Raw genomic sequence first — 20,409 nt, 5'->3', positions numbered from 1 at the left:
GTTCCAGTCCTAGAGTGCTTTGCGAAATTGGATGAAGCCAGGACGTTCGGCGATGCGTTCATACAGCTGAATCGCCCTGGCATTGGTTTCGTGGGTCAACCAATGAACCTTGTCACAACCGGCTTCACGCGCCGTGGTGTAGACGAATTCGATCAACTGTCGTCCGACGCCGGTGCCGCGCTGCTCCGGCACTACGATCAAGTCCTGCAGGTAACAGGCATTTTTGATGCTCCAGTTGGAGCGATGGTAGATGAAGTGGACCATGCCGACGGCTTTGCCATCGTTCCAGGCCAGCGCGGCATGGGTCGGCTCGCTGGGGTCGAGAATGCGCTGCCAGGTGCTTTCAGTGACGCTGTCGGCGAGTTCAGTGTTGTAAAACTTCAGGTACGCCTTCCACAGCGGTAGCCATGCAGTGTGATCGTTCGGGGTGACAGAGCGGATCTGAATAGCGGTCACAGGTTTCTCCTTAGCGCATCAATCGGGCGATTTCGTTGTCATTGGGCGCGGAGCTCGCGGCAAGGCCATCACGCACGCCGGCAATATCGGGAGCGTTGCGGTTCTGGGTGAGCTTGCGTTTGCCTTCCAGTCGGCTGATAGGCACTGCAAAACCGACGATAGCGCCGAGCATCTTGTCGATGTAGTCGGCAGGTGCGTCCTCCAGCGTCCAGGGTTTGGCGCGACCTGCTTCATGCTTCTCTGTCAGCGCGCGAACCAGATCGCGCAGGCGATGGGCGTCATGAAACACCTCGGCAGGCCCGTAAGCGTGGACCGCGAGGTAATTCCAGGTCGGGACCGCTTGGCCGTGTTCAGCCTTGCTCGGGTAAAACGACGGACTGACGTAAGCGTCCGGGCCAGGGAAAATCAGCAAGGCCTCGGTGCCGCTCTCCATCTCCTGCCATTGCGGGTTGGCTTTGGCCAAGTGCCCATGCAGGGTTCCATAAGGCCCTTGCTCAGGGCTGAGCAACAGCGGGATGTGGTTGGCCAGGAGACCGCGTGCGCCATGGGTCACGAGAATGCCCAAGCGCGTGCCTTCGATTTGCTGATGAAGGGTTGAAAGGTCGTCTTCGTTGAATGCGCGAGGTATGTACATAAAGCTTTTCCTTGGCTGATGGCTAAATCCTAGGCAGGCTATTGGTTGGTTGTAAGAGCCATTCCACGTCAATTTAGTAGGGCCAATGTCATGTCCGCCAGCGCGCTGTCTTTTCCGTTCAACCCTGCGGGTATCGAACTTGATCGTCGTCGCGGGCTAAGCCGGCAGCTGTATCAACTCTTGCGCCAGCGGATTCTCGACGGTGGTCTGAGCAGTGGCACGCGTCTGCCGGCTACTCGCGACCTGGCGACGTCGCTGTCCATTTCGCGCAACAGCGTGATGCGCGCCTATGACCAGCTCTACGCCGAGGGTTTCATCGAAGGCCGTATCGGGGATGGCACTTACGTTGCGCAATTACCGACAAAGCCGAGTGCAACGAAGCGCACATCAAATTACTTATCCACAAAACCATCCACAGGGTTATTAACAGGCTTACCCACAGGTTTATCCACAAACACACCCGAAATGCCTGGTTTTTTACCCAATAAAGTTATCCATAGCCCAGCGCTCAACCTTCTGCAGCAGCATCATTTACCCCAGCCAAAGGGCGATGCGCCGCGAGCCTTTCGGGTCGGTGTGCCAGCGTTTGACCTGTTCCCGTTCGGTGTTTGGGGCAAGTTACACGCGGCTTTCTGGCGAAAGCCGGATCTTGGGACGCTGGGGTACGGCGAGCCGTCCGGGGATTGGCGCCTGCGTGAATTGATTTCAGCGTATTTGCGCAGTTCGCGTGGTCTGCACTGCAGCGCTGAGCAAATAGTGATCACCAGTGGCGCACAGCAAGCGATCAGCCTTTGTGCACAGCTGCTGTTGGCGCCGGGTGATGCGGTCGCGGTGGAGAATCCCGGCTACCGCGCGGCCGGTCATGCGTTTGCCATCGCCGGTGCGCGCTTGCACGGTATCGCAGTGGATAACGAGGGCATGCAGTGCACTTCGCTGTCGCAAGGTGATTACACACTGGCCTACGTCACCCCGTCGCACCAATACCCCACGGGCGTGACGATGAGCCTGGCACGGCGCCTGGAGTTGTTGGCCTGGGCCGAGCGCACCCAAGGCTGGATCGTCGAGGACGATTACGACGGCGAGTACCGTTATAGCGGTGCGCCCCTGGCGCCCTTGGCGGCACTGGATCGGCACGGGCGTGTTTTGTATGTCGGCACCTTTGGCAAGATCGCCTTTCCGGCGTTGCGCTTGGGGTATCTGGTGCTGCCGTTGGGATTGGTGAGTGCGTTCGGTCAACGGCGGGCGTTGGACATGCGGCACTCCGAAGTCAGTACGCAGGCTGTAATGGCTGAATTCATTGCTGCCGGGCATTTCCAGCGACACATCCGGCGCATGCGCCGTGCGGCTCTGAGTCGTCGCGATGCGCTGTTGGCAGGCTGGCCTGAAGACGTGCCTGGGTGCGGGGCGATGCCCAAAGTGGTGGCGGGGCTGCATGTCGCCGTGCCCGTGGACAGCCTGGCGCGCGAGCGTGAACTGGTGGCCAAGGCTGCAGGTGTAGGCGTCGAAATCAACCCGCTGAGCGACTATTGGTTGCCAGACTCAAGCGCGCCCGTGGATAACCGGGCAGGCTTGGTATTGGGGTTTGCGGCGGTGCCTGAACCCGGTATTCACGAGGCGCTGGCCAAGTTGCGGCACGCCTGGAAGGCGTAAGTTCGACAAGCCTTACGTGCTTCCTGTATGCGAATGGTGTGATGCGGTATGTCAGCCATACCGCATCACGAGCAAGCCCGCTCCAGCATCAGGTCCCCGACTTGATCTTGGTCCAGGCGCGTGTACGCGCCCGCTCCGCATCGTGCGTCAGGGGTTGCAGGGTGTAGAGGGTTTTCATCGCCGCTTCGGTCGGGTAAAGATTCGGGTTGTTGCGAATCGCCGGATCGACCAGCTCAGTGGCGTCCTTGTTCGGGTTCGGGTAGCCGACAAAATCACTGATCGGCGCGATCACCTTCGGTTGCAGCAGGTAGTTGATGAAGGTGTAGGCGTCTTCAGGGTCTTTGGCGCCTTTAGGGATGGCGAGCATGTCGAACCAGATCGGGGCACCTTCTTTAGGCAGGCGCATGTCGACGACCACGCCGTTCTTGGCTTCTTTGGCGCGGTTGGCCGCTTGCGAGAAGCTGCCCGAGTACCCGACGGCCACGCAGATGTCGCCATTTGCGATATCCGCCATGTACTTCGATGAATGGAAGTAGGTGATATACGGACGGATCTTCAGCATCAGTGCTTCGGCTTTGGCGTAGTCGGCCGGCTTGGTGCTGTTTGGCGGCAAGCCCAAGTGCTGCAAGGCCAGCGGCATGATTTCAGACGGTGAGTCGAGCAGGGCCACGCCACACTGTTTGAGTTTGCTGATGTTCTCTTCCTTGAAGATCAGGTCCCAGCTGTCGACCGGTGCATTGTCACCCAGCGCGGCCTTGACCTTGTCCGGGTTGAAGCCGATCAGGATGGTGCCGTACATGTAGGGCACCGCGAATTTATTGCCCGGGTCGTTGGCTTCCAGGAGTTTCATCAGCTTGGGGTCGAGGTGCGGCCAGTTCGGCAATTTGCTGCGGTCCAGCGGCTGGAATACCCCGGCCTCGATCTGCTTGGCCAGGAACACGTTGGACGGTACGACCACGTCATACCCGGAGTTGCCGGTCAGCAGCTTGGCTTCCAGCGCCTCGTTGGTGTCGAAAATGTCGTAAATCAGTTTGGTCTTGGTGTCTTTCTGGAAGTCCACCAGCGTCTGCGGGGTGATGTAGTCGAACCAGTTGTAAACGCGCAGCGTGCGTTGCTCTTCGGCCTGGACCGCGCCGCAGAGCAGGGAAGCACACAGGGCGGGTGCAATAAGACGTTTGAGTCTGTTCATTGTTATCTTCCTGATAAGTCGGTGGGGTCAGGCGCTTTCGAAACCTTCCAGCACATTCACGGCATTGATGCCGATTTCTTCGACGGCATAACCGCCCTCCATCACGAACAGCGTCGGCAAGCCGAGACGGGCGATGCGCTCACCCATGCGCAGGTAGTCCGGGCTGTCGAGCTTGAACGTCGAGATGGGATCGTCCTTGAACGTGTCGACACCGAGGGAAATCACCAGCACGTCCGGGGCGTAGGCCTCGATTTGCTTGCAGGCCTGTTCCAGCGCAGCGCTCCAGTGGTCCCAGTCGCTGCCAGCGGCCAGCGGGTAGTTGAAGTTGAAACCTTCGCCCGGCCCCTCGCCATGCTCGTCGGCGTAACCGAGGAAGAAGGGAAACTCGGCTTCAGGATGGCCGTGGATCGAGGTAAAGAGCACATCGTTGCGTGAGTAGAAGATCGATTGAGTGCCGTTGCCGTGATGGTAATCGACATCGAGAATCGCCACTTTCTGCCGGCCCTGATCGAGAAATGCCTGAGCGGCGATGGCGGCGTTATTCAGGTAGCAGTAACCGCCCATCAAATCGCCAGCGGCGTGATGGCCGGGTGGTCGGCACAATGCGAACGCGCTACGAGCGCCATTTTCGACGGCGGCCTGAGCGGTCAGAGCGACTTGCGCTGCGCTATAGGCGGCTTGCCAGGTGCCCGCGGTAATCGGTGCGCCGGCATCGAAGCTGTAATAACCCAACTGACCCAACAGGTTGGCAGGAATTACTTCGCGCAAGGTTCGCGCAGGCCAGGTGAAGGGCAGCAAGTCGCCTTCATGGTTCAACTCGGCCCAGCGTTGCCATGCGCCCTGGAAAAACGTCAGGTACGCCTCACTGTGAATGCGCTTCAGCGGTTCAAGACCAGCGTCACGCGGCGTCTCGACCGGACCAAGGTGGCGTGCCTGTACGCGTTGCAGGATGTGATCGGCGCGCGAGGGCATTTCAAAGCAGGGCATCAGTTGCCCGTCTATCAGTTCGCAGCGACCGTGGTGCAAGTGATGATCATCCGAGTAGATCGTCAGCATCTTCTTATTCTCCCCTAGGGCTGTGGCTGTGCCTCATTCTTGCGGTGCGCGGCGGATCAGTGAACGACGGCAACGGCCAAAAGGGGATAAATATGGCCAATAACACTGACCGGATATCGCCTCTTATTGAGGCGTCACGCCCTAAACCGAGGCGAGGGTGCAAACAGCATCAGAATCGGAAGTGGCTGGGCGCGACGCCGCTCCAGCGCAGGAAGGCGTGACGAAAGCTCGCGGTCTCGCTGAAGCCCAGTTCCTCGGCAATGCGGTGGATGGGTAACCGGGCCTCATGCAGCAAGTGCTTGGCTCGCTCGAAGCGTAGCTCGTCGAGCAATTGTTGGTAGCTGCTACCCAGTGCCTGCAAGTGCCGGCGCAACGTGCGCTCCGAGCAGTTCATCTGTTGCGCCAGACCGCCGAGGCCGGGTGCGCAGCTAAGTTGGGCGGCGAGCAATTGGCGGATGCGTTCGAGCCAGGCCTGGCGACCTGTGAACTCGATATTTTGCCGGCGACAGCGTGCGTGCATGTCGCGATGGGTGATCGGGTCTGCCAGCGGCAACGGCTGTTCAAGCCAGCGTTTGTCGAAGGCGAAGGCGTGATCATACAAGGGGGCGTTGAACTGCAACGGGCAGGCAAAGCTTTCGTGATAGCTGGCGGTGTAATCAGGGGCGTCGTGGGCGAAACGTGCGCTGAGTAATGGCAGGGGCTTGCCGAGCAAGTCATCGCAAATGACTTTCAGCGAGGCCAGGCACAGCTCGGCGTTAAAAACCGCCAGCGATTCACTGTCGCGGTAATCGCTGGCGCTTAGCCAGACGCGGTCGCCATCGTCATGCAGGCGCAGTTCGAACAGTGTTCCCAAGAGCGCCGGATACATCAGCGCCAGGCGCAAGGCGTCACCTAAGGTGGCACTCGTGAGCAGGGCGTAACCGAGGACACCATAGGATGACACGTGCATGCGCCGTCCCAACTCCAGGCCGATTTCCTTGCGCAGTGCAACGGCATTGGCGCAGACCTGCATTTCCTGGTGGGTGGCGATACGAATATCGGGCCTGCCCAAGTCCGCAGCAGTGATCCCGCTGCCTGCCAGCAGCGCATCGCCGGACAAACCTTCAGCCTCGAAGGTGCTGAGTACCAGCGACACGGCATTGAGGGTGGTGAGATGGGAATGCAGCATGAGCGAATTCCGGCGGTGGGTAACAACCGGGAGTGGAGCAAGTTGTATGCCGCGCCCTAATGGGCGCGCGCTTGCCCGCGAAGGCGGCCTGACGGTTATCGCAACTCCCCACACACATCCAGCTCAACCAGGCGTCGTACTTCATCTTGCGCAAGCCCTGCGCCCAACAACGCATGGAGTTTGCCGAACGCGGCTTCGCGGGTCATGCCGCCGCCGGACAGTACGCCAACCCCGCGCAGACGACTGCCGGCTTCGTAGATGTCCAGTTCGACGCCGCCTTCATGACACTGAGTGATGGCAACCACGCAGATGCCGCGTTGCCGGGCGCGTTGCAGGCTGGCGAGGAATGCCGGGTTGTCGCTCGGGCCCGTGCCGCTGCCGAAGCATTCCAGGACCAGCGCCTGAATCCCGCTGTCGAGTAAACCATCCAGATGTTGCGCACTGATGCCGGGAAACAAGGGCAGCACGGCGACGTTGGCGATGCTTTTCGGCTGACGGTAATCCAGTGCAGCGGGCACAGACTGCGCCGACTTACCCTCCCGCGAGCGCTGCAACGCGGCGAACGGATGACGACCAAAGCTGCGAATTTTTGCGCAGCGGGTCGGTGCCAGTAGCTCGCCATGGAAGTACAGCTGCACGCCCGGCGCCAAGCCTTGGCCCAGGGCAAGCAGGGCGCCGTTGAGGTTTTCCCAGGCATCACTGTTCTCGACGCCAGCGGGCAGCATCGAACCGGTGAACAGCACGGGTGCGCTCAGCCCGAGCAACTGAAAGCTCATCGCCGCCGCGCTGTAGGCCAGGGTGTCAGTGCCGTGCAGGATCAATACCGCGTCGCAGCCATCGACATCCACGGCCTCGATCACCGCTTCACGCAGACGCTGCCAGTAGGTGGGGGTCATGTTGGCGCTGTCGATCAACGGCAGTAGTTCGCGAAACCGCCAGTTCGGTACCTTCAGTTCTGGTTGGGCAGCCAGTTGCTCGGCCATCCGCGCCTCGAATCCCGAAGCCGGAGCCAGCCCGTTGGCGCTGGCCTGCATGCCGATGGTGCCGCCGGTGTAGAGCACCATGACCTGCTGAGCGGGTGGCGGGGTTTCGCGATTCATGGCACTTCTCCTTTGGGTGATCGGCCAAGGCTATGGCGTGTCTAGTGAAAAGTAAAAACAAGCTGGCAAAAAAAAGGGCCTGAAGAGTGATCTTCGGGCCCTCAAAAGGGAGAGAGGTGTCTAGTCTCTCAGCCTGGTGAGCGTGTTGCTGCCTGGGGCTGAAGGTCAGGCCTTCAATGGCACCAAGCGTGGCGCAATCATGTTTTCCGGGCGCAGGATGTCGGCGAGCATGGCGTCGTCGAGCAAGCCTTCTTCGCGCACCAGTTCCAGTACGCCACGGCCGCTTTCCAGAGCGATGCGGGCGATACGGGTGGCGTTTTCATAACCGATGTATGGGTTCAGGGCGGTGACCAGGCCGATCGAGTGCTCGACCAGTTCGCGGCAGCGTGCTTCGTTGGCGGTGATGCCGACGATGCAATGCTCGCGCAGCATATCCATGGCGCGTTGCAGCAGGCGGATCGAGTCGAAAATCTTGTAAGCGATCAGCGGCTCCATCACGTTCAGCTGCAATTGACCCCCTTCTGCGGCGATGGTCAGTGCCAGGTCGTTGCCGATGATCTGGAAAGCCACTTGGTTGACCGCTTCCGGGATAACCGGGTTGACCTTGCCGGGCATGATCGAGCTGCCTGGCTGACGTGCTGGCAGGTTGATTTCATTGATGCCGGTACGTGGGCCGCTGGACAGCAGGCGCAGGTCGTTGCAGATTTTCGACAGCTTGACCGCAGTACGCTTGAGCATCCCGGAGAACAGGACGAAGGCGCCCATGTCGGACGTGGCTTCGATCAGGTCGGCGGCAGGTACCAGCGGTTGACCGCTGATGAGCGCCAGACGCGATACGGCCAGGTGCTGGTAGCGGGGGTCGGCGTTGATGCCGGTGCCGATGGCGGTGCCGCCCAGGTTCACTTCGGTCAGCAGTTCCGGAGCGAGGCTGCGCAGACGATTGAGGTCTTCGCTCAAGGTGGTGGCGAAGGCCCGGAACTCTTGACCGAGGGTCATCGGCACGGCGTCCTGCAACTGGGTACGGCCCATTTTCAGAACGTGGTTGAATTCCTGGCCCTTGGCGGCGAATGCCTGAATCAGGCTGTCGAGGCTGGCGAGCAGGGCGTCGTGACCGAGCAGCAGGCCCAGACGGATTGCCGTCGGGTAAGCGTCGTTGGTCGACTGCGCCATGTTCACGTCATTGTTCGGGTGCAGGTATTGGTACTCGCCCTTGCTGTGGCCCATGGCCTCCAGCGCGATGTTGGCGATGACTTCGTTGGCATTCATGTTGGTTGAAGTGCCAGCGCCGCCTTGAATCATGTCCACCACGAACTGCTCGTGGAAATCGCCGCGAACCAAACGGGCGCAGGCTTCGCTGATGGCAGCGTGCTTGGCTTCGCTGAGGTGACCGAGTTCGCGGTTAGCGTCAGCGGCGGCTTGCTTGACCATGGCCAGGGCCACGACCAGCTTCGGGTAATGCGAAATCGGAACGCCGGAGAGACGGAAGTTGTTCACCGCCCGCAGGGTCTGGATGCCGTAGTACGCTTCAGCGGGTACTTCAAGGACGCCAAGCAGGTCTTTTTCGATGCGCAATGATGCAGCGGAGGACATGATAGAGATAGTCTCAAGAAAGGCACGGATAATGCCGGAACGCCGCTGATGCTAGGCTTGTGGGCAATTTTGGGCTAATGCTGTTAAGCGCTGGCCTATGCACAAACGGCATAATGTCGATGTGACGTTACGATTGTGACGAGCGTATGAACAAGATGTAGTTGCTTTTTTGCAGGTGCGGGGCGGGTCGTTGCAAGTCCGTCCCTGCCGTGATTGGAGGACGTGATGAACCTGGAAAGTAAATGGCTGGAGGACTTCAGTGCCCTGGCCGCCACCCGCAGTTTTTCCCAGGCGGCTGAGCGTCGCTTCGTGACGCAACCTGCTTTCAGCCGCCGGATTCGCAGCCTTGAGTCGGCACTGGGCCTGACGTTGGTCAATCGCTCGCGCACGCCCATCGAGCTGACAGCTGCCGGACAACTGTTTCTGGTAACCGCGCGCACCGTCGTCGAGCAGCTTGGCGAGGTGCTGCGTCATCTGCATCACCTGGAGGGCGGGCAGGGCGAAGTCATGCAAGTCGCGGCGGCGCACTCTTTGGCCTTGGGTTTTTTCCCGCGCTGGATTGCCCAGCTGCGTAACGAAGGGCTGAACATTGCCACCCGGCTGGTGGCGACCAACGTTGGCGATGCGGTACATGCGTTGCGTGAGGGCGGTTGCGATCTGATGCTGGCGTTCTACGACCCGGATGCGGCGCTGCAGATGGACGCTGAAATTTTCCCCTCGCTGCACCTTGGGCATACGGAGATGTTGCCCATCTGCGCGGCAGACGCCAACGGCCAACCGTTATTCGACCTTGAAGGCGATGCCAGTGTGCCGTTGCTCGCCTACAGCGCCGGAGCATTTCTGGGGCGCTCGGTGAACCTGCTGCTGCGTCAGCGCAGCTTGCGCTTCACTACGGTCTACGAAACAGCCATGGCGGACAGCCTGAAAAGCATGGCGCTCGAAGGCCTGGGCATCGCCTGGGTACCGCAGCTCAGCGTGCGTGCTGAACTGGCGCGGGGTGAGTTGGTGGTGTGTGGTGGCCCACAATGGCATGTGCCGCTGGAAATTCGTTTGTACCGTTGTGCGTTGGTGCGCAAGGCCAACGTGCGGTTGTTGTGGCGCAAGCTGGAAGGCGGTGCGGCACAGGGTGCGTCTTGAGTGCTTAAGGCGATTCGCTCAAATAAGCGGCGATGGCTTCTTTGTTTTTGTCGCTGTAGTGGTAACAGTTCGCTCTTACGTTGATGCGGGTCGGGAATATATTGGTTTCACACCACCAACTGCCTTTGAATAAAACTTCTGAGTGCTCATGCGTCCCGCCGAGCAGATGACCTATTTCATGCGCGGCGGCAGAGTAACTGCCCAGCGATGCAATGCCTGCGTAACTCTTGTCTCTGGCGACACCCAAAGTCATCCCGTTTATTTTTTCGTGTGTTAACAGCAAATACTTGGTTCTGCTGTTCATGGGCAGATTGTTTTTGTCGATGTAGTCATTCACTTCTCGTTGCCAGCCGTCCAGTATTTTTGTCAGGTTTTCACCTTGATACGGGTATTGGGTTATGGGCGCGACGTTCTGTATGAAGTCTATGTACACCCTGCGCCGGGTGAAGCTTTCAAGGTCCTTGCGCAGCCACGAGAAGTAGTCTTTAGCGATATTTTCGCGTTCAGCTTGTGGGATATCGTCGTGCAGAAATACATAGAAGTAGAGCGGAGTTTTCGTGAATTTCTCATCAGCGGAAGCCGGTGGAATGATGATCGTAAGCAGGGTGCTTAGTGTTAAAGCGAGTGTTCTTAAATGAATGAGCATGGGCGATCTCGATGGCGATAGTTTTCGTTGATTAATGTCCGTACTGGATGACGGGGTCTGCCCGGAACTGTGTTTTCTTCAGACATGAAAGCAGCTAAGCCGAAACGGTTGCGATTTGTTAGTTGCTGTTGGCGTCACCTAAAGTAGTAAGTTGCGTACAGAAGATGTAGGACCTTTTGCCATGAAGGATTTCGGTCGCGGGTGCCGTGTGCAGACCTCGCCAGGGCCCTGCGGACAGATGGTCACCAAGGGGGCTGTCTTCCCTGTGCTTTACGGTATACTGCGCGGCCTTTGGCCGGTTCGACCGGCCATAATTCGTACAGCAAGCCACGCCGGTTCTCCCGCGTGGCTTGTTTGTTTTTTGACGCGCCTGCGGGCGTCCAATAGAAGAGGCACGACGATGAGCGCACTGGTTGGCGTGATCATGGGCTCCAAGTCCGATTGGTCCACCCTTAGCCACACCGCCGATATGCTGGAAAAGCTAGGCATCCCTTACGAAGTCAAAGTGGTGTCAGCCCACCGGACGCCGGATTTGCTGTTCCAGTACGCCGAACAGGCTGAAGCCCGTGGCATTGAAGTGATCATTGCCGGTGCTGGCGGTGCGGCTCATTTGCCAGGCATGTGTGCGGCCAAGACTCATCTGCCCGTGCTGGGCGTGCCCGTACAGTCGTCGATGTTGTCGGGCGTTGATTCCCTGCTCTCTATCGTGCAGATGCCTGCCGGGATTCCTGTGGCGACCTTGGCTATCGGCAAAGCGGGCGCAATCAACGCCGCATTGTTGTCGGCCAGTATCCTCGGCGCCAAGCACCCGCAATTCCATGCAGTGCTGAAGAAATTCCGCGCTGAGCAGACAGACAGCGTCCTGGACAATCCAGACCCACGCGACGCCTGAGGTTTTTCCATGAAGATCGGTGTAATCGGTGGCGGCCAGTTGGGTCGCATGTTGGCTCTGGCAGGGACCCCGCTAGGCATGAGTTTCGCTTTTCTCGACCCGGCGCCGGATGCCTGTGCCGCTGCGTTGGGCGAACATCTGCGTGCCGATTACGGCGATCAGGATCATCTGCGCCAGTTGGCCGATGAAGTCGATCTGGTGACCTTCGAATTCGAAAGTGTGCCAGCAGAAACCGTGGCGTTCCTGTCGCAGTTCGTGCCGGTTTATCCAAGTGCCGAAGCGCTGCGGATTGCCCGTGATCGCTGGTTCGAAAAGAGCATGTTCAAGGACCTCTGCATTCCAACGCCTACCTTCGCTGATATCCAGTCGCAAGCCGATCTGGACGCCGCAGTGGCCAGCATTGGTCTGCCTGCCGTGCTGAAAACCCGCACCCTCGGTTATGACGGCAAGGGCCAGAAAGTACTGCGTACAGCGGCTGATGTGGTCGGCACGTTTGCTGAGTTGGGCAGTGTTGCCTGTTTGCTGGAAGGTTTCGTGCCCTTCACGGGTGAAGTGTCGCTGATTGCCGTGCGCGGCCGCGATGGCGAAACGCGCTTTTATCCGCTGGTGCACAACACCCACGAAAATGGGGTTTTGCGTCTGTCGATTGCCAGCACCGCGCATCCGCTGCAAGCGCTGGCTGAGGATTACGCCGGTCGCGTACTCAAGCAACTCGATTACGTCGGCGTGCTGGGGTTCGAGTTCTTTGAAGTCGATGGCGGTTTGAAGGCCAACGAGATTGCACCCCGTGTGCATAACTCGGGGCATTGGACCACCGAAGGCGCCGAGTGCAGCCAGTTCGAAAACCACCTGCGGGCGGTGGCGGGTTTGCCGTTGGGCTCCACTGCCAAGGTCGGCGAAAGCGCCATGCTCAACTTCATCGGTGAAGTGCCGGCTGTGGACAAGGTCGTCGCCATCGATGACTGCCATCTGCATCACTACGGCAAGGCGTTCAAGGTTGGGCGCAAAGTGGGTCACGCCACCTTGCGCTGTGCTGATCGCGCCACCCTTGATCGGCAGATCAAAAAAGTCGAAGCGCTGATCAAGCTGTAATAGCTGCAATAGACGTATGTGGAACCAATCCTGCCAGCGGTTCTCTGATGACAGGACGCTAATGCCGTCATCAGGCCTTGGTTCGTCCAATTAATACAGAGGAAAAGGCATGGGTATTATCGGAACCATTTTTATCGGTTTGATCGTGGGCTTGCTGGCTCGCTTCCTCAAGCCAGGCGATGACAGCATGGGTTGGATCATGACCATTGTGCTGGGTATCGGGGGCTCGCTGGCTGCGACCTACGGGGGTCAGGCGCTGGGCATTTATCAGGCAGGCCAGGGCGCGGGATTCCTCGGCGCATTGGTGGGTGCGGTGGTGCTGCTGGTGCTTTACGGCATGATCAAAAAAGACTGACAGTTATTCATCGGCTCTCTGCGTTATTGCTGCGCAGAGAGCTAGTGAGACCACATACATTGCCGAGCTCTCCCATGCGCCGTCTCCTCCTTATAGCGCTGCTGTTGGCTTCCGGGCTGGCCCGCGCCGAGCTGCCAGAAACCGATTGGCTCGAGCTGATGCCCAAGTCGGATCAGAAAGCCCTCGAGGCCATGCCTGAAATCGATCACAACTCCCCGGAAGCGCAGGGGACGTTCGATAGCAAAGGCGGTTTGAAGCAGAGCAAAGGCTTGCCTGCCGTGATGTACTCGGCCAAGACCGTACCCGCCATGAATGGCAAAAATATCCGTCTTGGTGGTTATCCCGTGCCGCTGGAAACAGACGCGAAAGGCCGCAGTACCCTGTTCTTCCTCGTGCCATATCCGGGCGCATGCATCCATGTGCCGCCGCCGCCACCCAATCAACTGGTGCTGGTGCGTTATCCAAAAGGCCTGAAGCTGGACGATATCTACACGCCGCTGTGGGTGATCGGCACGCTGAAGGTCGAGGCGGTCAGCAATAACATGGCCGATGCGGCCTACGCGCTGGATGCTTCGAAGGTCCGCGTCGTGGTCGAAGCGGACCTGTAGCGGTTACGCTTCCGGCAACGCCGCCAGCGGCTCGGCCCAGATGCTGACACTTAGGGTGTGCATGGCATCTGGCGCCAACGTGACGACATCGGACAGGACGTTGGCGGTCTCGACACAAACCATGTGCTGCCAGCCGTCTTCGGCCATGTCGCTTAAGGTCCTGGTCTTGTCGACCCACGGATTCCACAGCACCGCTGACTTCGAGCCGCTGGTCATGATCTGAATCCGTCGCTGCCAGCCCGGATCGACGATGCTCAGATGGTGCGGTGTGTCCAGGTAAACGCGGTCCGTCTCGGCCGTGAAATGCAGGTCGCCGTCCTGCCGATGCTCGTCTTCCCAGTTTTTCAATGTGTCCAGGTAACGCGAGCCGTCCAGGCCTTCGACGTGGACCTGTCGTGCATCGCTGACCGCGAAATAACTGTGCAATGCCTGGCTGAAGGTAACGTCTTCGGTGCCAGCGTTGTAGCTGAGCAGGCTGACATGCAACTGCTCGTCCAGACGAATGCTCAGTTTGAGGGCGACGTTATGCGGCCAACCAGGCAAATGACCTTCAGCCTGCGGCAATACGAATTCGGCGAGTAACGCGTCGCCATCATTGCCAATGCCCAGCAATTCCCAGTCTAGTACCCGGACTTCGCCGTGGGCGTTGGCCGGTTCGCTGCTGTTGCGCATCGCCTGTACGCTGGCAGGGTTGCGCTCCAGATTGCCAAACCAGGGCCAGCAAATCGGAATACCGGCGCGGATCGGCTTGCCTTGTTTGAAGACAGCTTTGTCGTTTAGCCAGATCAGTGGCGGCTCGCCGTCCACTTGGTAGCTGAGGATGTGCGCGCCTTGCTGGGCGACGAGTAACTCGGCCTGACCGTGGCGGATGCGCCAGCAGTTGAGCTCACCGAGTTTGACGGATTCGACATGGGGCGTTGGCATGCGGGGGTGCTCACTCAAGTACAGTGATAAAAGTAGACCGTGCGACAGTCAACGAGTTTACCCCAGCAGACCGATACCCAGGCTTATCGCCGTGCCGGTACCGAGCGAGTGCGGCCGCTACCATCGATAGCGACGAACACAAACACCGCTTCGGTGACTTTGCGCCATTCGCTGGACAGTGGGTCATCGCTCCATACTTCGACCATCATCTGGATCGAGCTGCGGCCGATGTCCAGGGCCTGGGTATAGAAGGACAATTGCGCGCCGACTGCGACCGGGATCAGGAATGCCATGCGATCAATGGCTACGGTCGCAACGCGGCCGCCAGCGACTTTACTGGCCATGGCAGTTCCCGCCAAGTCCATTTGCGAGACCAGCCAGCCGCCGAAAATATCGCCGAAACCATTGGTTTCGCGGGGCAAAGCAGTAATTTGCAATGCAAGGTCGCCCTGCGGTATCGGATCTTCTTGTTCGAGTTCAATCATGCCTAGGGTGCCTCGACCCATGACTCTTTAATGTTTTGGTGCGGTTAACAGGCCTCAGTGAAAACGATGTTCATGAACAAATTGCGTTCATCCGCTTTCAGCGATGCCTTAAGGGGAAACTCTGCGAAAGCGGCTGGATTGGGCTCAGCGGCGATTTCGCACAGCAACCCGGAGTACGCTGGATTGTCTCTTACGGTCTGCGAGTATATCGATCGATGGACCATGCGACGACCACTCGGTTCTCATTTTGACTGCGTAAAGCGCCTGACTGTGTGCTTTTTAGAGAATTTGCTATCGTGCCGGACCCGATCGACTCTGTACTTTTCGCTATAAGGGCAATTTTGATGCCCATGTCAGCGTTTTCCTTAGTGAGGAAGTGTGCAAGCCGTCAAGCCTCAGCCAGCGTTGCTGATGCTCAGCAATCCCAAGAGAAGCCCTTGCCATGTCCACTGTGTCCTCAAGTACCGTGCAGCCCTCGCGCCCGCTGACCCGCAGCGACTATAAGACCTTGTCGCTTTCTGCCTTGGGCGGAGCGTTGGAGTTTTACGACTTCATCATTTTCGTGTTTTTTGCCACTGTGGTCGGCAAGTTGTTTTTCCCTGCGGATATGCCTGAGTGGCTGCGACTGATGCAGACCTTCGGTATTTTTGCTGCCGGTTACCTGGCGCGACCGCTGGGTGGCATCGTTATGGCGCACTTCGGCGACCTTTTGGGGCGCAAGAAAATGTTCACCCTGAGCATTTTCATGATGGCCGTACCGACCCTGATCATGGGCTTGTTGCCGACGTACGCGCAGATTGGCCTGTGGGCGCCGATTCTGCTGCTGTTGATGCGGGTTATTCAGGGTGCGGCGATTGGCGGTGAGGTGCCTGGCGCCTGGGTATTTGTGTCCGAGCATGTGCCGCCGCGCAGCATTGGCTACGCGTGCGGCACCCTGACCGCCGGCCTGACCTCGGGCATTTTGCTGGGTTCGCTGGTCGCCACCCTGATCAATAGCCTCTACAGCGCTGAGGAGATGCTCGATTACGCATGGCGGATTCCGTTTTTGCTTGGGGGCGTATTTGGTCTGCTGTCTGTTTACCTGCGCCGCTGGCTGCATGAAACGCCGGTTTTCGCCGAGCTGCAGCTGCGCAAGGCGCTGGCCGAAGAGGTGCCGCTCAAGGCCGTGTTGCGCGACCATCGCGGGGCGATCCTGTTATCGATGCTATTGACCTGGCTGTTGTCGGCTGGCGTTATCGTCGTGATCCTGATGACCCCAACGGTATTGCAAACGGTTTACGGCTTCTCCCCCGCGACGGCGCTGAAGGCCAATAGTCTGGCGATTGTCTGCCTGAGCCTGGGCTGTGTCGGCGCGGGTTCTCTGGCAGATCGCTTTGGCGCTGGCTGGGTGTTTATCCTCGGTTGCCTGGCGTTGCTTGTCAGTTCATGGACGTTCTATCACAGCCTTTTGGCGCACCCCGACTGGCTGTTTCCGTTGTACGCCGTCACCGGGTTGTTTGTCGGCGTCATCGGTGCGGTGCCGTTCGTCATGGTCCAGGCCTTTCCGGCAGCCGTGCGGTTCTCGGGACTGTCGTTCTCGTACAACCTGGCGTACGCGTTATTTGGCGGTCTGACGCCGATGGTGGTGACCCTCATGCTCAAGACCAGTCCAATGGGGCCGGCCTGGTACGTGGCAGCCCTCTGCGTCATGGGCATGCTGATTGGCATCCATTTGTTGCGCAAGCAACGCTGAGTGTTGAATCGCCTTGCCTGCTGGGCGAATGCCGCCGCCCCCTCCTGAACTGAACGGCTATCATTGAAAGTCGATGATGGCCTTTCATCTAATTGTCACATTGCTTTCATAGAGTGTTCACACGGCCCTTAGATACTTGGCGTCGATCCAATACCTATCCAATTTTGCTAGGAGCAAGGCATGAGACTTAAGCGATTGATGGCGGCTCTGACTTTCGTCGCCGCAGGCGTTGCCACCGCCACTGCGGTTGCTGCTGTTGACCCAGCTATTCCAGGCTATACCAAGACCACCGGTGTCTCGGGTAACCTGTCCAGTGTCGGCTCCGATACCCTGGCAAACTTGATGACCTTGTGGGCTGAGGCTTACAAAAAAGAATACCCAAGCGTGAACATTCAGATTCAAGCAGCCGGTTCGGCCACCGCACCACCTGCGTTGACTGAGGGCACCTCGAACCTGGGCCCGATGAGCCGCAAAATGAAAGACACCGAATTGGCGGCTTTCGAGCAGAAGTACGGCTACAAGCCAACTGCAATCCCGGTCGCGGTCGATGCCTTGGCTATTTTTGTACATAAAGACAACCCGATTCAGCACCTGACCATGGAACAAGTGGACGCGATCTTCTCCGCGACCCGTCTGTGTGGCGCCAAAGCCGAAGCCAAAACCTGGGGTGATGTTGGCGTGACCGGCGACCTGGCTGGCAAACCGATCCAACTGTTCGGTCGTAACTCGGTATCCGGCACTTACGGCTACTTCAAAGAAGAAGCCCTGTGCAAAGGCGACTTCCGCGCTAACGTTAACGAACAGCCAGGTTCTGCTTCGGTTGTAAGCTCGATCAGCAGCTCGTTGAACGGCATCGGTTACTCAGGTATCGGCTACAAAACGTCCAGCGTGAAGACGGTTGCCCTGTCCAAGAAAGGCAGCACTGAATTCATCGAAGACAGCGAAGAAAACGCACTGAACGGCAAATACCCACTGTCGCGCTTCCTGTTCATCTACGTGAACAAAGCGCCGAACAAGCCTCTGGCACCGCTGGAAGCCGAGTTCGTGAAAATGGTCCTGTCTAAACAGGGTCAAGAAGTCGTGATCAAAGACGGTTACATCCCGTTGCCAGCCAAGGTTGCTGCAAAAGCACTGGCTGACCTGGGCTTGCAGGAAGGCGCTGCTAAGTAAGGGTTGACGCGGGGCACGCACTTTTTGCCCCGATCTCAATACCTGAGCGGGACCTGATTCAACGGGGTCCCGCTACTAATTTCGTAGTCCGCTGCCAGTACTTTTGGGCTGCGGATTTTTTGCGTCACCGCACTGTCATGTTTTTGTAATAAAGGACCGCTAGGGTGAGCGCATGAATGATCTGGCCAATTCCACCATGACTCAAAATTCCCCTCCCGAGCGAATTGACTTCAATACGCCCGAGCTCAAGCGAAAACGCCGTATACGCGCGTTTAAAGACCGTCTGACCCAGTGGTATGTACTGGTCGGTGGCCTGGCAGTGCTGGCCGCTATTACGCTGATTTTCTTCTATCTTGCTTACGTGGTCGCGCCCTTGTTCCAAGGTGCGAAACTGACCACCGAGAAGGCGCTCAATCCGGCCTGGATGCAGGATGCGGGCAAGCCACTGATAATTGCCATCGAAGAGCAGAACAAGGTTGGCCTGCGAGTATCCGACAAGGGTGAAGCGCTGTTCTTCCGCATCGACGACGGGACCGAGCTCAAGCATGTCGCCTTGCCGATTCCGACGGGCACGACTGTGACGGCTATCGGTAAAGATCAGCCAGGCAGCCCGTTGATGGTGCTGGGTCTGTCCAACGGTCAGGCACTGGTGTTCAAACACAACTACCTGATCACCTACCCGGGCAACGTCAAGACCATCAGTCCGACCATCACGTATCCATTTGGCGAAGCGGCGCTGAGCCTGGACGAACAAGGCCGGCCCTTGGAGCACGTCAGCCTCAACGCCAGCGACAAAGTCCTGATGGTAGCGGGTTCCACCGGCTCGCAATTGCATGTGCTCTCCTTGTCCCAGGAAGAAAACATGATGACCGGGGAGACCACCAGCGAGTTGACCCGCATCGAACTGCCGCACATGACCGAAGTGGTCAAGGCAATCTTTATCGATCCGCGCCAGCAGTGGCTGTACGTGATCAACGGTCGCGCTCAGGCCGACGTCTTCAGCTTGCGTGATCGCAGCCTCAACGGCCGCTACAAACTGCTGGAAGACGGTAACGCTGAAGTCTCCGCCAGTACGCAATTGGTCGGCGGTGTGTCGCTGATTATCGGCAGCACCACGGGCGGTCTGGCTCAGTGGTTCATGGCCCGCGATACCGACGGCGAGTTGCGCCTGGAGCACATCCGTGACTTCCAGATGGGCACCACGCCGATCGTACAAATCACCGGCGAAGAGCGCCGTAAAGGCTTCGTCGCCCTCGACGCTTCCGGCAAGCTCGGGGTGTTCCATAGCACCGCGCATCGCACGCTGTTGGTCGATCAGGTGGCTCAGGGCCCAGGTGTCATGGGACTGTCGCCACGTGCTGACGAGGTCATCGTCGAAGAGGGCGGCAAGTTGCTGCCAATGAACCTGCGCAACCCGCACCCGGAAGTTTCGTGGAGCGCGCTGTGGAGCAAGGTCTGGTACGAAAACTACGACGGACCGAAGTACGTCTGGCAGTCCACTGCGTCGAGCACTGACTTCGAGCCCAAGCTGAGCCTCGCGCCATTGACCTACGGCACCTTGAAAGCGGCGTTCTACGCGATGCTGCTGGCGGCGCCCCTGGCGATTGCCGCTGCGATCTACACCGCTTACTTCATGGCCCCGGGCATGCGCCGCAAGGTCAAGCCGGTGATCGAACTGATGGAAGCGATGCCGACAGTGATTCTCGGCTTTTTCGCTGGCCTGTTTCTGGCGCCGTATCTGGAAGGGCATTTGCCGGGGATCTTCAGCCTGTTGCTGCTGACACCGATTGGTATTCTGTTGGCGGGCTTTATCTGGAGCCGCTTGCCTGAGTCATTCCGGCTGCGAGTGCCGGATGGTTGGGAAGCCGCGATCCTGATACCTGTGGTGTTGCTGGTGGGCTGGTTGTCGTTGGGCATGAGCCCGTATATGGAAACCTGGTTCTTCGGCGGCGACATGCGCATGTGGATCACCAACGACCTGGGCATTACCTATGATCAGCGCAACGCACTGGTGGTCGGGCTGGCCATGGGTTTCGCAGTGATTCCGAACATCTACTCCATCGCTGAAGACGCCGTATTCAGCGTGCCGCGCGGTCTGACTCTGGGCTCGCTGGCCCTGGGTGCGACGCCATGGCAGACCATGACGCGGGTGGTGATCCTCACCGCCAGCCCTGGCATTTTCTCGGCCTTGATGATCGGCATGGGCCGCGCTGTCGGCGAGACCATGATCGTGCTGATGGCCACCGGTAATACACCGATCATGGACATGAACCTGTTCGAAGGCATGCGTACTCTGGCGGCGAACGTCGCGGTTGAGATGCCAGAGTCCGAAGTCGGCGGCAGCCATTATCGAGTGCTGTTCCTGGCAGCGCTGGTGCTGCTGATGTTCACCTTCGTGATGAACACCTTAGCGGAGCTGATTCGTCAGCGTCTGCGCAAGAAATATTCGTCTCTCTAAGGAAGGTAGAAGTCTGTGAAACAGAACTCCCTCAAGAGTTGGTTCAAGAGCGGTGCCCCTGGCGTCT

The 20,409-nt window shown here is 58.7% G+C and carries 19 protein-coding genes; 9 read left to right on the top strand and 10 right to left on the bottom strand.

Features of this window, described 5'->3' with window-relative positions:
* Positions 1-9 precede the first annotated feature (9 nt).
* Together RGU44_RS19295 and RGU44_RS19290 are read right to left on the bottom strand one after the other, a co-directional pair.
* Positions 10-456: a GNAT family N-acetyltransferase gene (locus RGU44_RS19295; protein WP_322177040.1), complete on the bottom strand. Its 447-nt coding sequence runs from the start codon at positions 454-456 to the stop codon at positions 10-12.
* A gap of 10 nt (positions 457-466) precedes the next feature.
* Complete coding sequence (locus RGU44_RS19290) at positions 467-1,090, bottom strand: FMN-binding negative transcriptional regulator (protein ID WP_322177039.1); 624 nt, start codon at positions 1,088-1,090, stop codon at positions 467-469.
* A 90-nt stretch (positions 1,091-1,180) separates the two neighbouring features.
* Between RGU44_RS19290 and RGU44_RS19285 the strand changes: the two genes are divergently transcribed.
* Positions 1,181-2,740 (top strand): PLP-dependent aminotransferase family protein, encoded by a 1,560-nt coding sequence (locus tag RGU44_RS19285; protein ID WP_322218611.1) that lies wholly within the window; start codon positions 1,181-1,183, stop codon positions 2,738-2,740.
* A gap of 88 nt (positions 2,741-2,828) precedes the next feature.
* On the opposite strand, the gene RGU44_RS19280 is transcribed toward RGU44_RS19285, so the two are convergent.
* From RGU44_RS19280 to aspA, 5 genes are all read right to left on the bottom strand, one after another.
* A complete protein-coding gene (locus RGU44_RS19280; RefSeq protein WP_322177037.1) occupies positions 2,829-3,929 on the bottom strand; it encodes a polyamine ABC transporter substrate-binding protein in 1,101 nt (366 codons plus the stop codon).
* 27 nt (positions 3,930-3,956) lie between these two features.
* Entirely contained in the window at positions 3,957-4,985 is a 1,029-nt protein-coding gene (locus RGU44_RS19275) for a histone deacetylase family protein (RefSeq protein WP_322218608.1), read from the bottom strand.
* Positions 4,986-5,154: 169 nt separating this feature from the next.
* Positions 5,155-6,153 (bottom strand): AraC family transcriptional regulator, encoded by a 999-nt coding sequence (locus RGU44_RS19270; protein WP_322218605.1) that lies wholly within the window; start codon positions 6,151-6,153, stop codon positions 5,155-5,157.
* 95 nt (positions 6,154-6,248) lie between these two features.
* Positions 6,249-7,253, bottom strand: a complete 1,005-nt coding sequence (locus RGU44_RS19265) for an asparaginase (RefSeq protein ID WP_322177034.1) — start codon at positions 7,251-7,253, stop codon at positions 6,249-6,251.
* Between the two features lie 165 nt (positions 7,254-7,418).
* Positions 7,419-8,843 carry an aspartate ammonia-lyase gene (gene aspA, locus RGU44_RS19260; protein WP_322177033.1) on the bottom strand — a complete coding sequence of 475 codons (1,425 nt, stop codon included), beginning with the start codon at positions 8,841-8,843 and terminating at the stop codon, positions 7,419-7,421.
* A gap of 225 nt (positions 8,844-9,068) precedes the next feature.
* Here aspA and RGU44_RS19255 point away from each other — a divergent pair, with 225 nt between their 5' ends.
* Positions 9,069-9,980, top strand: coding sequence for a LysR substrate-binding domain-containing protein (locus tag RGU44_RS19255; protein WP_322177032.1), 912 nt, complete (start codon positions 9,069-9,071; stop codon positions 9,978-9,980).
* Positions 9,981-9,984: 4 nt separating this feature from the next.
* On the opposite strand, the gene RGU44_RS19250 is transcribed toward RGU44_RS19255, so the two are convergent.
* A complete protein-coding gene (locus RGU44_RS19250) occupies positions 9,985-10,626 on the bottom strand; it encodes a hypothetical protein (protein WP_322177031.1) in 642 nt (213 codons plus the stop codon).
* Between the two features lie 400 nt (positions 10,627-11,026).
* Between RGU44_RS19250 and purE the strand changes: the two genes are divergently transcribed.
* The 4 genes from purE (at position 11,027) to RGU44_RS19230 (ending at position 13,573) form a co-directional block, all read left to right on the top strand.
* Complete coding sequence (gene purE, locus RGU44_RS19245; protein ID WP_219063090.1) at positions 11,027-11,518, top strand: 5-(carboxyamino)imidazole ribonucleotide mutase; 492 nt, start codon at positions 11,027-11,029, stop codon at positions 11,516-11,518.
* A gap of 9 nt (positions 11,519-11,527) precedes the next feature.
* A complete protein-coding gene (locus RGU44_RS19240; protein WP_322218602.1) occupies positions 11,528-12,610 on the top strand; it encodes a 5-(carboxyamino)imidazole ribonucleotide synthase in 1,083 nt (360 codons plus the stop codon).
* Positions 12,611-12,719: 109 nt separating this feature from the next.
* Entirely contained in the window at positions 12,720-12,965 is a 246-nt protein-coding gene (locus tag RGU44_RS19235) for a GlsB/YeaQ/YmgE family stress response membrane protein (RefSeq protein ID WP_322177029.1), read from the top strand.
* A 74-nt stretch (positions 12,966-13,039) separates the two neighbouring features.
* Positions 13,040-13,573 (top strand): DUF3299 domain-containing protein, encoded by a 534-nt coding sequence (locus RGU44_RS19230; protein WP_322177028.1) that lies wholly within the window; start codon positions 13,040-13,042, stop codon positions 13,571-13,573.
* Between the two features lie 3 nt (positions 13,574-13,576).
* On the opposite strand, the gene RGU44_RS19225 is transcribed toward RGU44_RS19230, so the two are convergent.
* Positions 13,577-14,497, bottom strand: coding sequence for a D-hexose-6-phosphate mutarotase (locus tag RGU44_RS19225; protein ID WP_322177027.1), 921 nt, complete (start codon positions 14,495-14,497; stop codon positions 13,577-13,579).
* Between the two features lie 83 nt (positions 14,498-14,580).
* Positions 14,581-14,982 (bottom strand): acyl-CoA thioesterase, encoded by a 402-nt coding sequence (locus tag RGU44_RS19220; protein ID WP_322177026.1) that lies wholly within the window; start codon positions 14,980-14,982, stop codon positions 14,581-14,583.
* A gap of 442 nt (positions 14,983-15,424) precedes the next feature.
* On the opposite strand from RGU44_RS19220, the gene RGU44_RS19215 reads away from it, so the two are divergent.
* The 3 genes from RGU44_RS19215 (at position 15,425) to RGU44_RS19205 (ending at position 20,342) form a co-directional block, all read left to right on the top strand.
* On the top strand, positions 15,425-16,714 hold the full coding sequence (locus tag RGU44_RS19215) for an MFS transporter (RefSeq protein WP_322218599.1): 1,290 nt from the start codon (positions 15,425-15,427) through the stop codon (positions 16,712-16,714).
* Between the two features lie 180 nt (positions 16,715-16,894).
* Positions 16,895-17,884, top strand: a complete 990-nt coding sequence (locus tag RGU44_RS19210; RefSeq protein ID WP_219063083.1) for a phosphate ABC transporter substrate-binding protein PstS family protein — start codon at positions 16,895-16,897, stop codon at positions 17,882-17,884.
* A gap of 172 nt (positions 17,885-18,056) precedes the next feature.
* On the top strand, positions 18,057-20,342 hold the full coding sequence (locus RGU44_RS19205; protein WP_322218596.1) for an ABC transporter permease subunit: 2,286 nt from the start codon (positions 18,057-18,059) through the stop codon (positions 20,340-20,342).
* Positions 20,343-20,409: the final 67 nt, after the last annotated feature.

This window comes from Pseudomonas sp. 5C2, assembly GCF_034314155.1.
Taxonomy (GTDB): Bacteria; Pseudomonadota; Gammaproteobacteria; order Pseudomonadales; family Pseudomonadaceae; genus Aquipseudomonas.
This window is presented reverse-complemented; position numbering and strand designations above follow the sequence as displayed.

What these genes read in the sequence shown, in the direction of transcription:
- RGU44_RS19285 (WP_322218611.1), top strand. Translation starts at nt 1,181, where the DNA reads ATGTCCGCCAGCGCGCTGTCTTTTCCGTTCAACCCTGCGGGTATCGAA.
- RGU44_RS19280 (WP_322177037.1), bottom strand. Translation starts at nt 3,929, where the DNA reads ATGAACAGACTCAAACGTCTTATTGCACCCGCCCTGTGTGCTTCCCTG.
- RGU44_RS19275 (WP_322218608.1), bottom strand. Translation starts at nt 4,985, where the DNA reads ATGCTGACGATCTACTCGGATGATCATCACTTGCACCACGGTCGCTGC.
- RGU44_RS19230 (WP_322177028.1), top strand. Translation starts at nt 13,040, where the DNA reads ATGCGCCGTCTCCTCCTTATAGCGCTGCTGTTGGCTTCCGGGCTGGCC.
- RGU44_RS19205 (WP_322218596.1), top strand. Translation starts at nt 18,057, where the DNA reads ATGAATGATCTGGCCAATTCCACCATGACTCAAAATTCCCCTCCCGAG.
- RGU44_RS19290 (WP_322177039.1), bottom strand. Translation starts at nt 1,090, where the DNA reads ATGTACATACCTCGCGCATTCAACGAAGACGACCTTTCAACCCTTCAT.
- RGU44_RS19215 (WP_322218599.1), top strand. Translation starts at nt 15,425, where the DNA reads ATGTCCACTGTGTCCTCAAGTACCGTGCAGCCCTCGCGCCCGCTGACC.
- purE (WP_219063090.1), top strand. Translation starts at nt 11,027, where the DNA reads ATGAGCGCACTGGTTGGCGTGATCATGGGCTCCAAGTCCGATTGGTCC.
- RGU44_RS19235 (WP_322177029.1), top strand. Translation starts at nt 12,720, where the DNA reads ATGGGTATTATCGGAACCATTTTTATCGGTTTGATCGTGGGCTTGCTG.
- RGU44_RS19265 (WP_322177034.1), bottom strand. Translation starts at nt 7,253, where the DNA reads ATGAATCGCGAAACCCCGCCACCCGCTCAGCAGGTCATGGTGCTCTAC.
- RGU44_RS19210 (WP_219063083.1), top strand. Translation starts at nt 16,895, where the DNA reads ATGAGACTTAAGCGATTGATGGCGGCTCTGACTTTCGTCGCCGCAGGC.
- RGU44_RS19225 (WP_322177027.1), bottom strand. Translation starts at nt 14,497, where the DNA reads ATGCCAACGCCCCATGTCGAATCCGTCAAACTCGGTGAGCTCAACTGC.
- aspA (WP_322177033.1), bottom strand. Translation starts at nt 8,843, where the DNA reads ATGTCCTCCGCTGCATCATTGCGCATCGAAAAAGACCTGCTTGGCGTC.
- RGU44_RS19255 (WP_322177032.1), top strand. Translation starts at nt 9,069, where the DNA reads ATGAACCTGGAAAGTAAATGGCTGGAGGACTTCAGTGCCCTGGCCGCC.
- RGU44_RS19270 (WP_322218605.1), bottom strand. Translation starts at nt 6,153, where the DNA reads ATGCTGCATTCCCATCTCACCACCCTCAATGCCGTGTCGCTGGTACTC.
- RGU44_RS19250 (WP_322177031.1), bottom strand. Translation starts at nt 10,626, where the DNA reads ATGCTCATTCATTTAAGAACACTCGCTTTAACACTAAGCACCCTGCTT.
- RGU44_RS19240 (WP_322218602.1), top strand. Translation starts at nt 11,528, where the DNA reads ATGAAGATCGGTGTAATCGGTGGCGGCCAGTTGGGTCGCATGTTGGCT.
- RGU44_RS19220 (WP_322177026.1), bottom strand. Translation starts at nt 14,982, where the DNA reads ATGATTGAACTCGAACAAGAAGATCCGATACCGCAGGGCGACCTTGCA.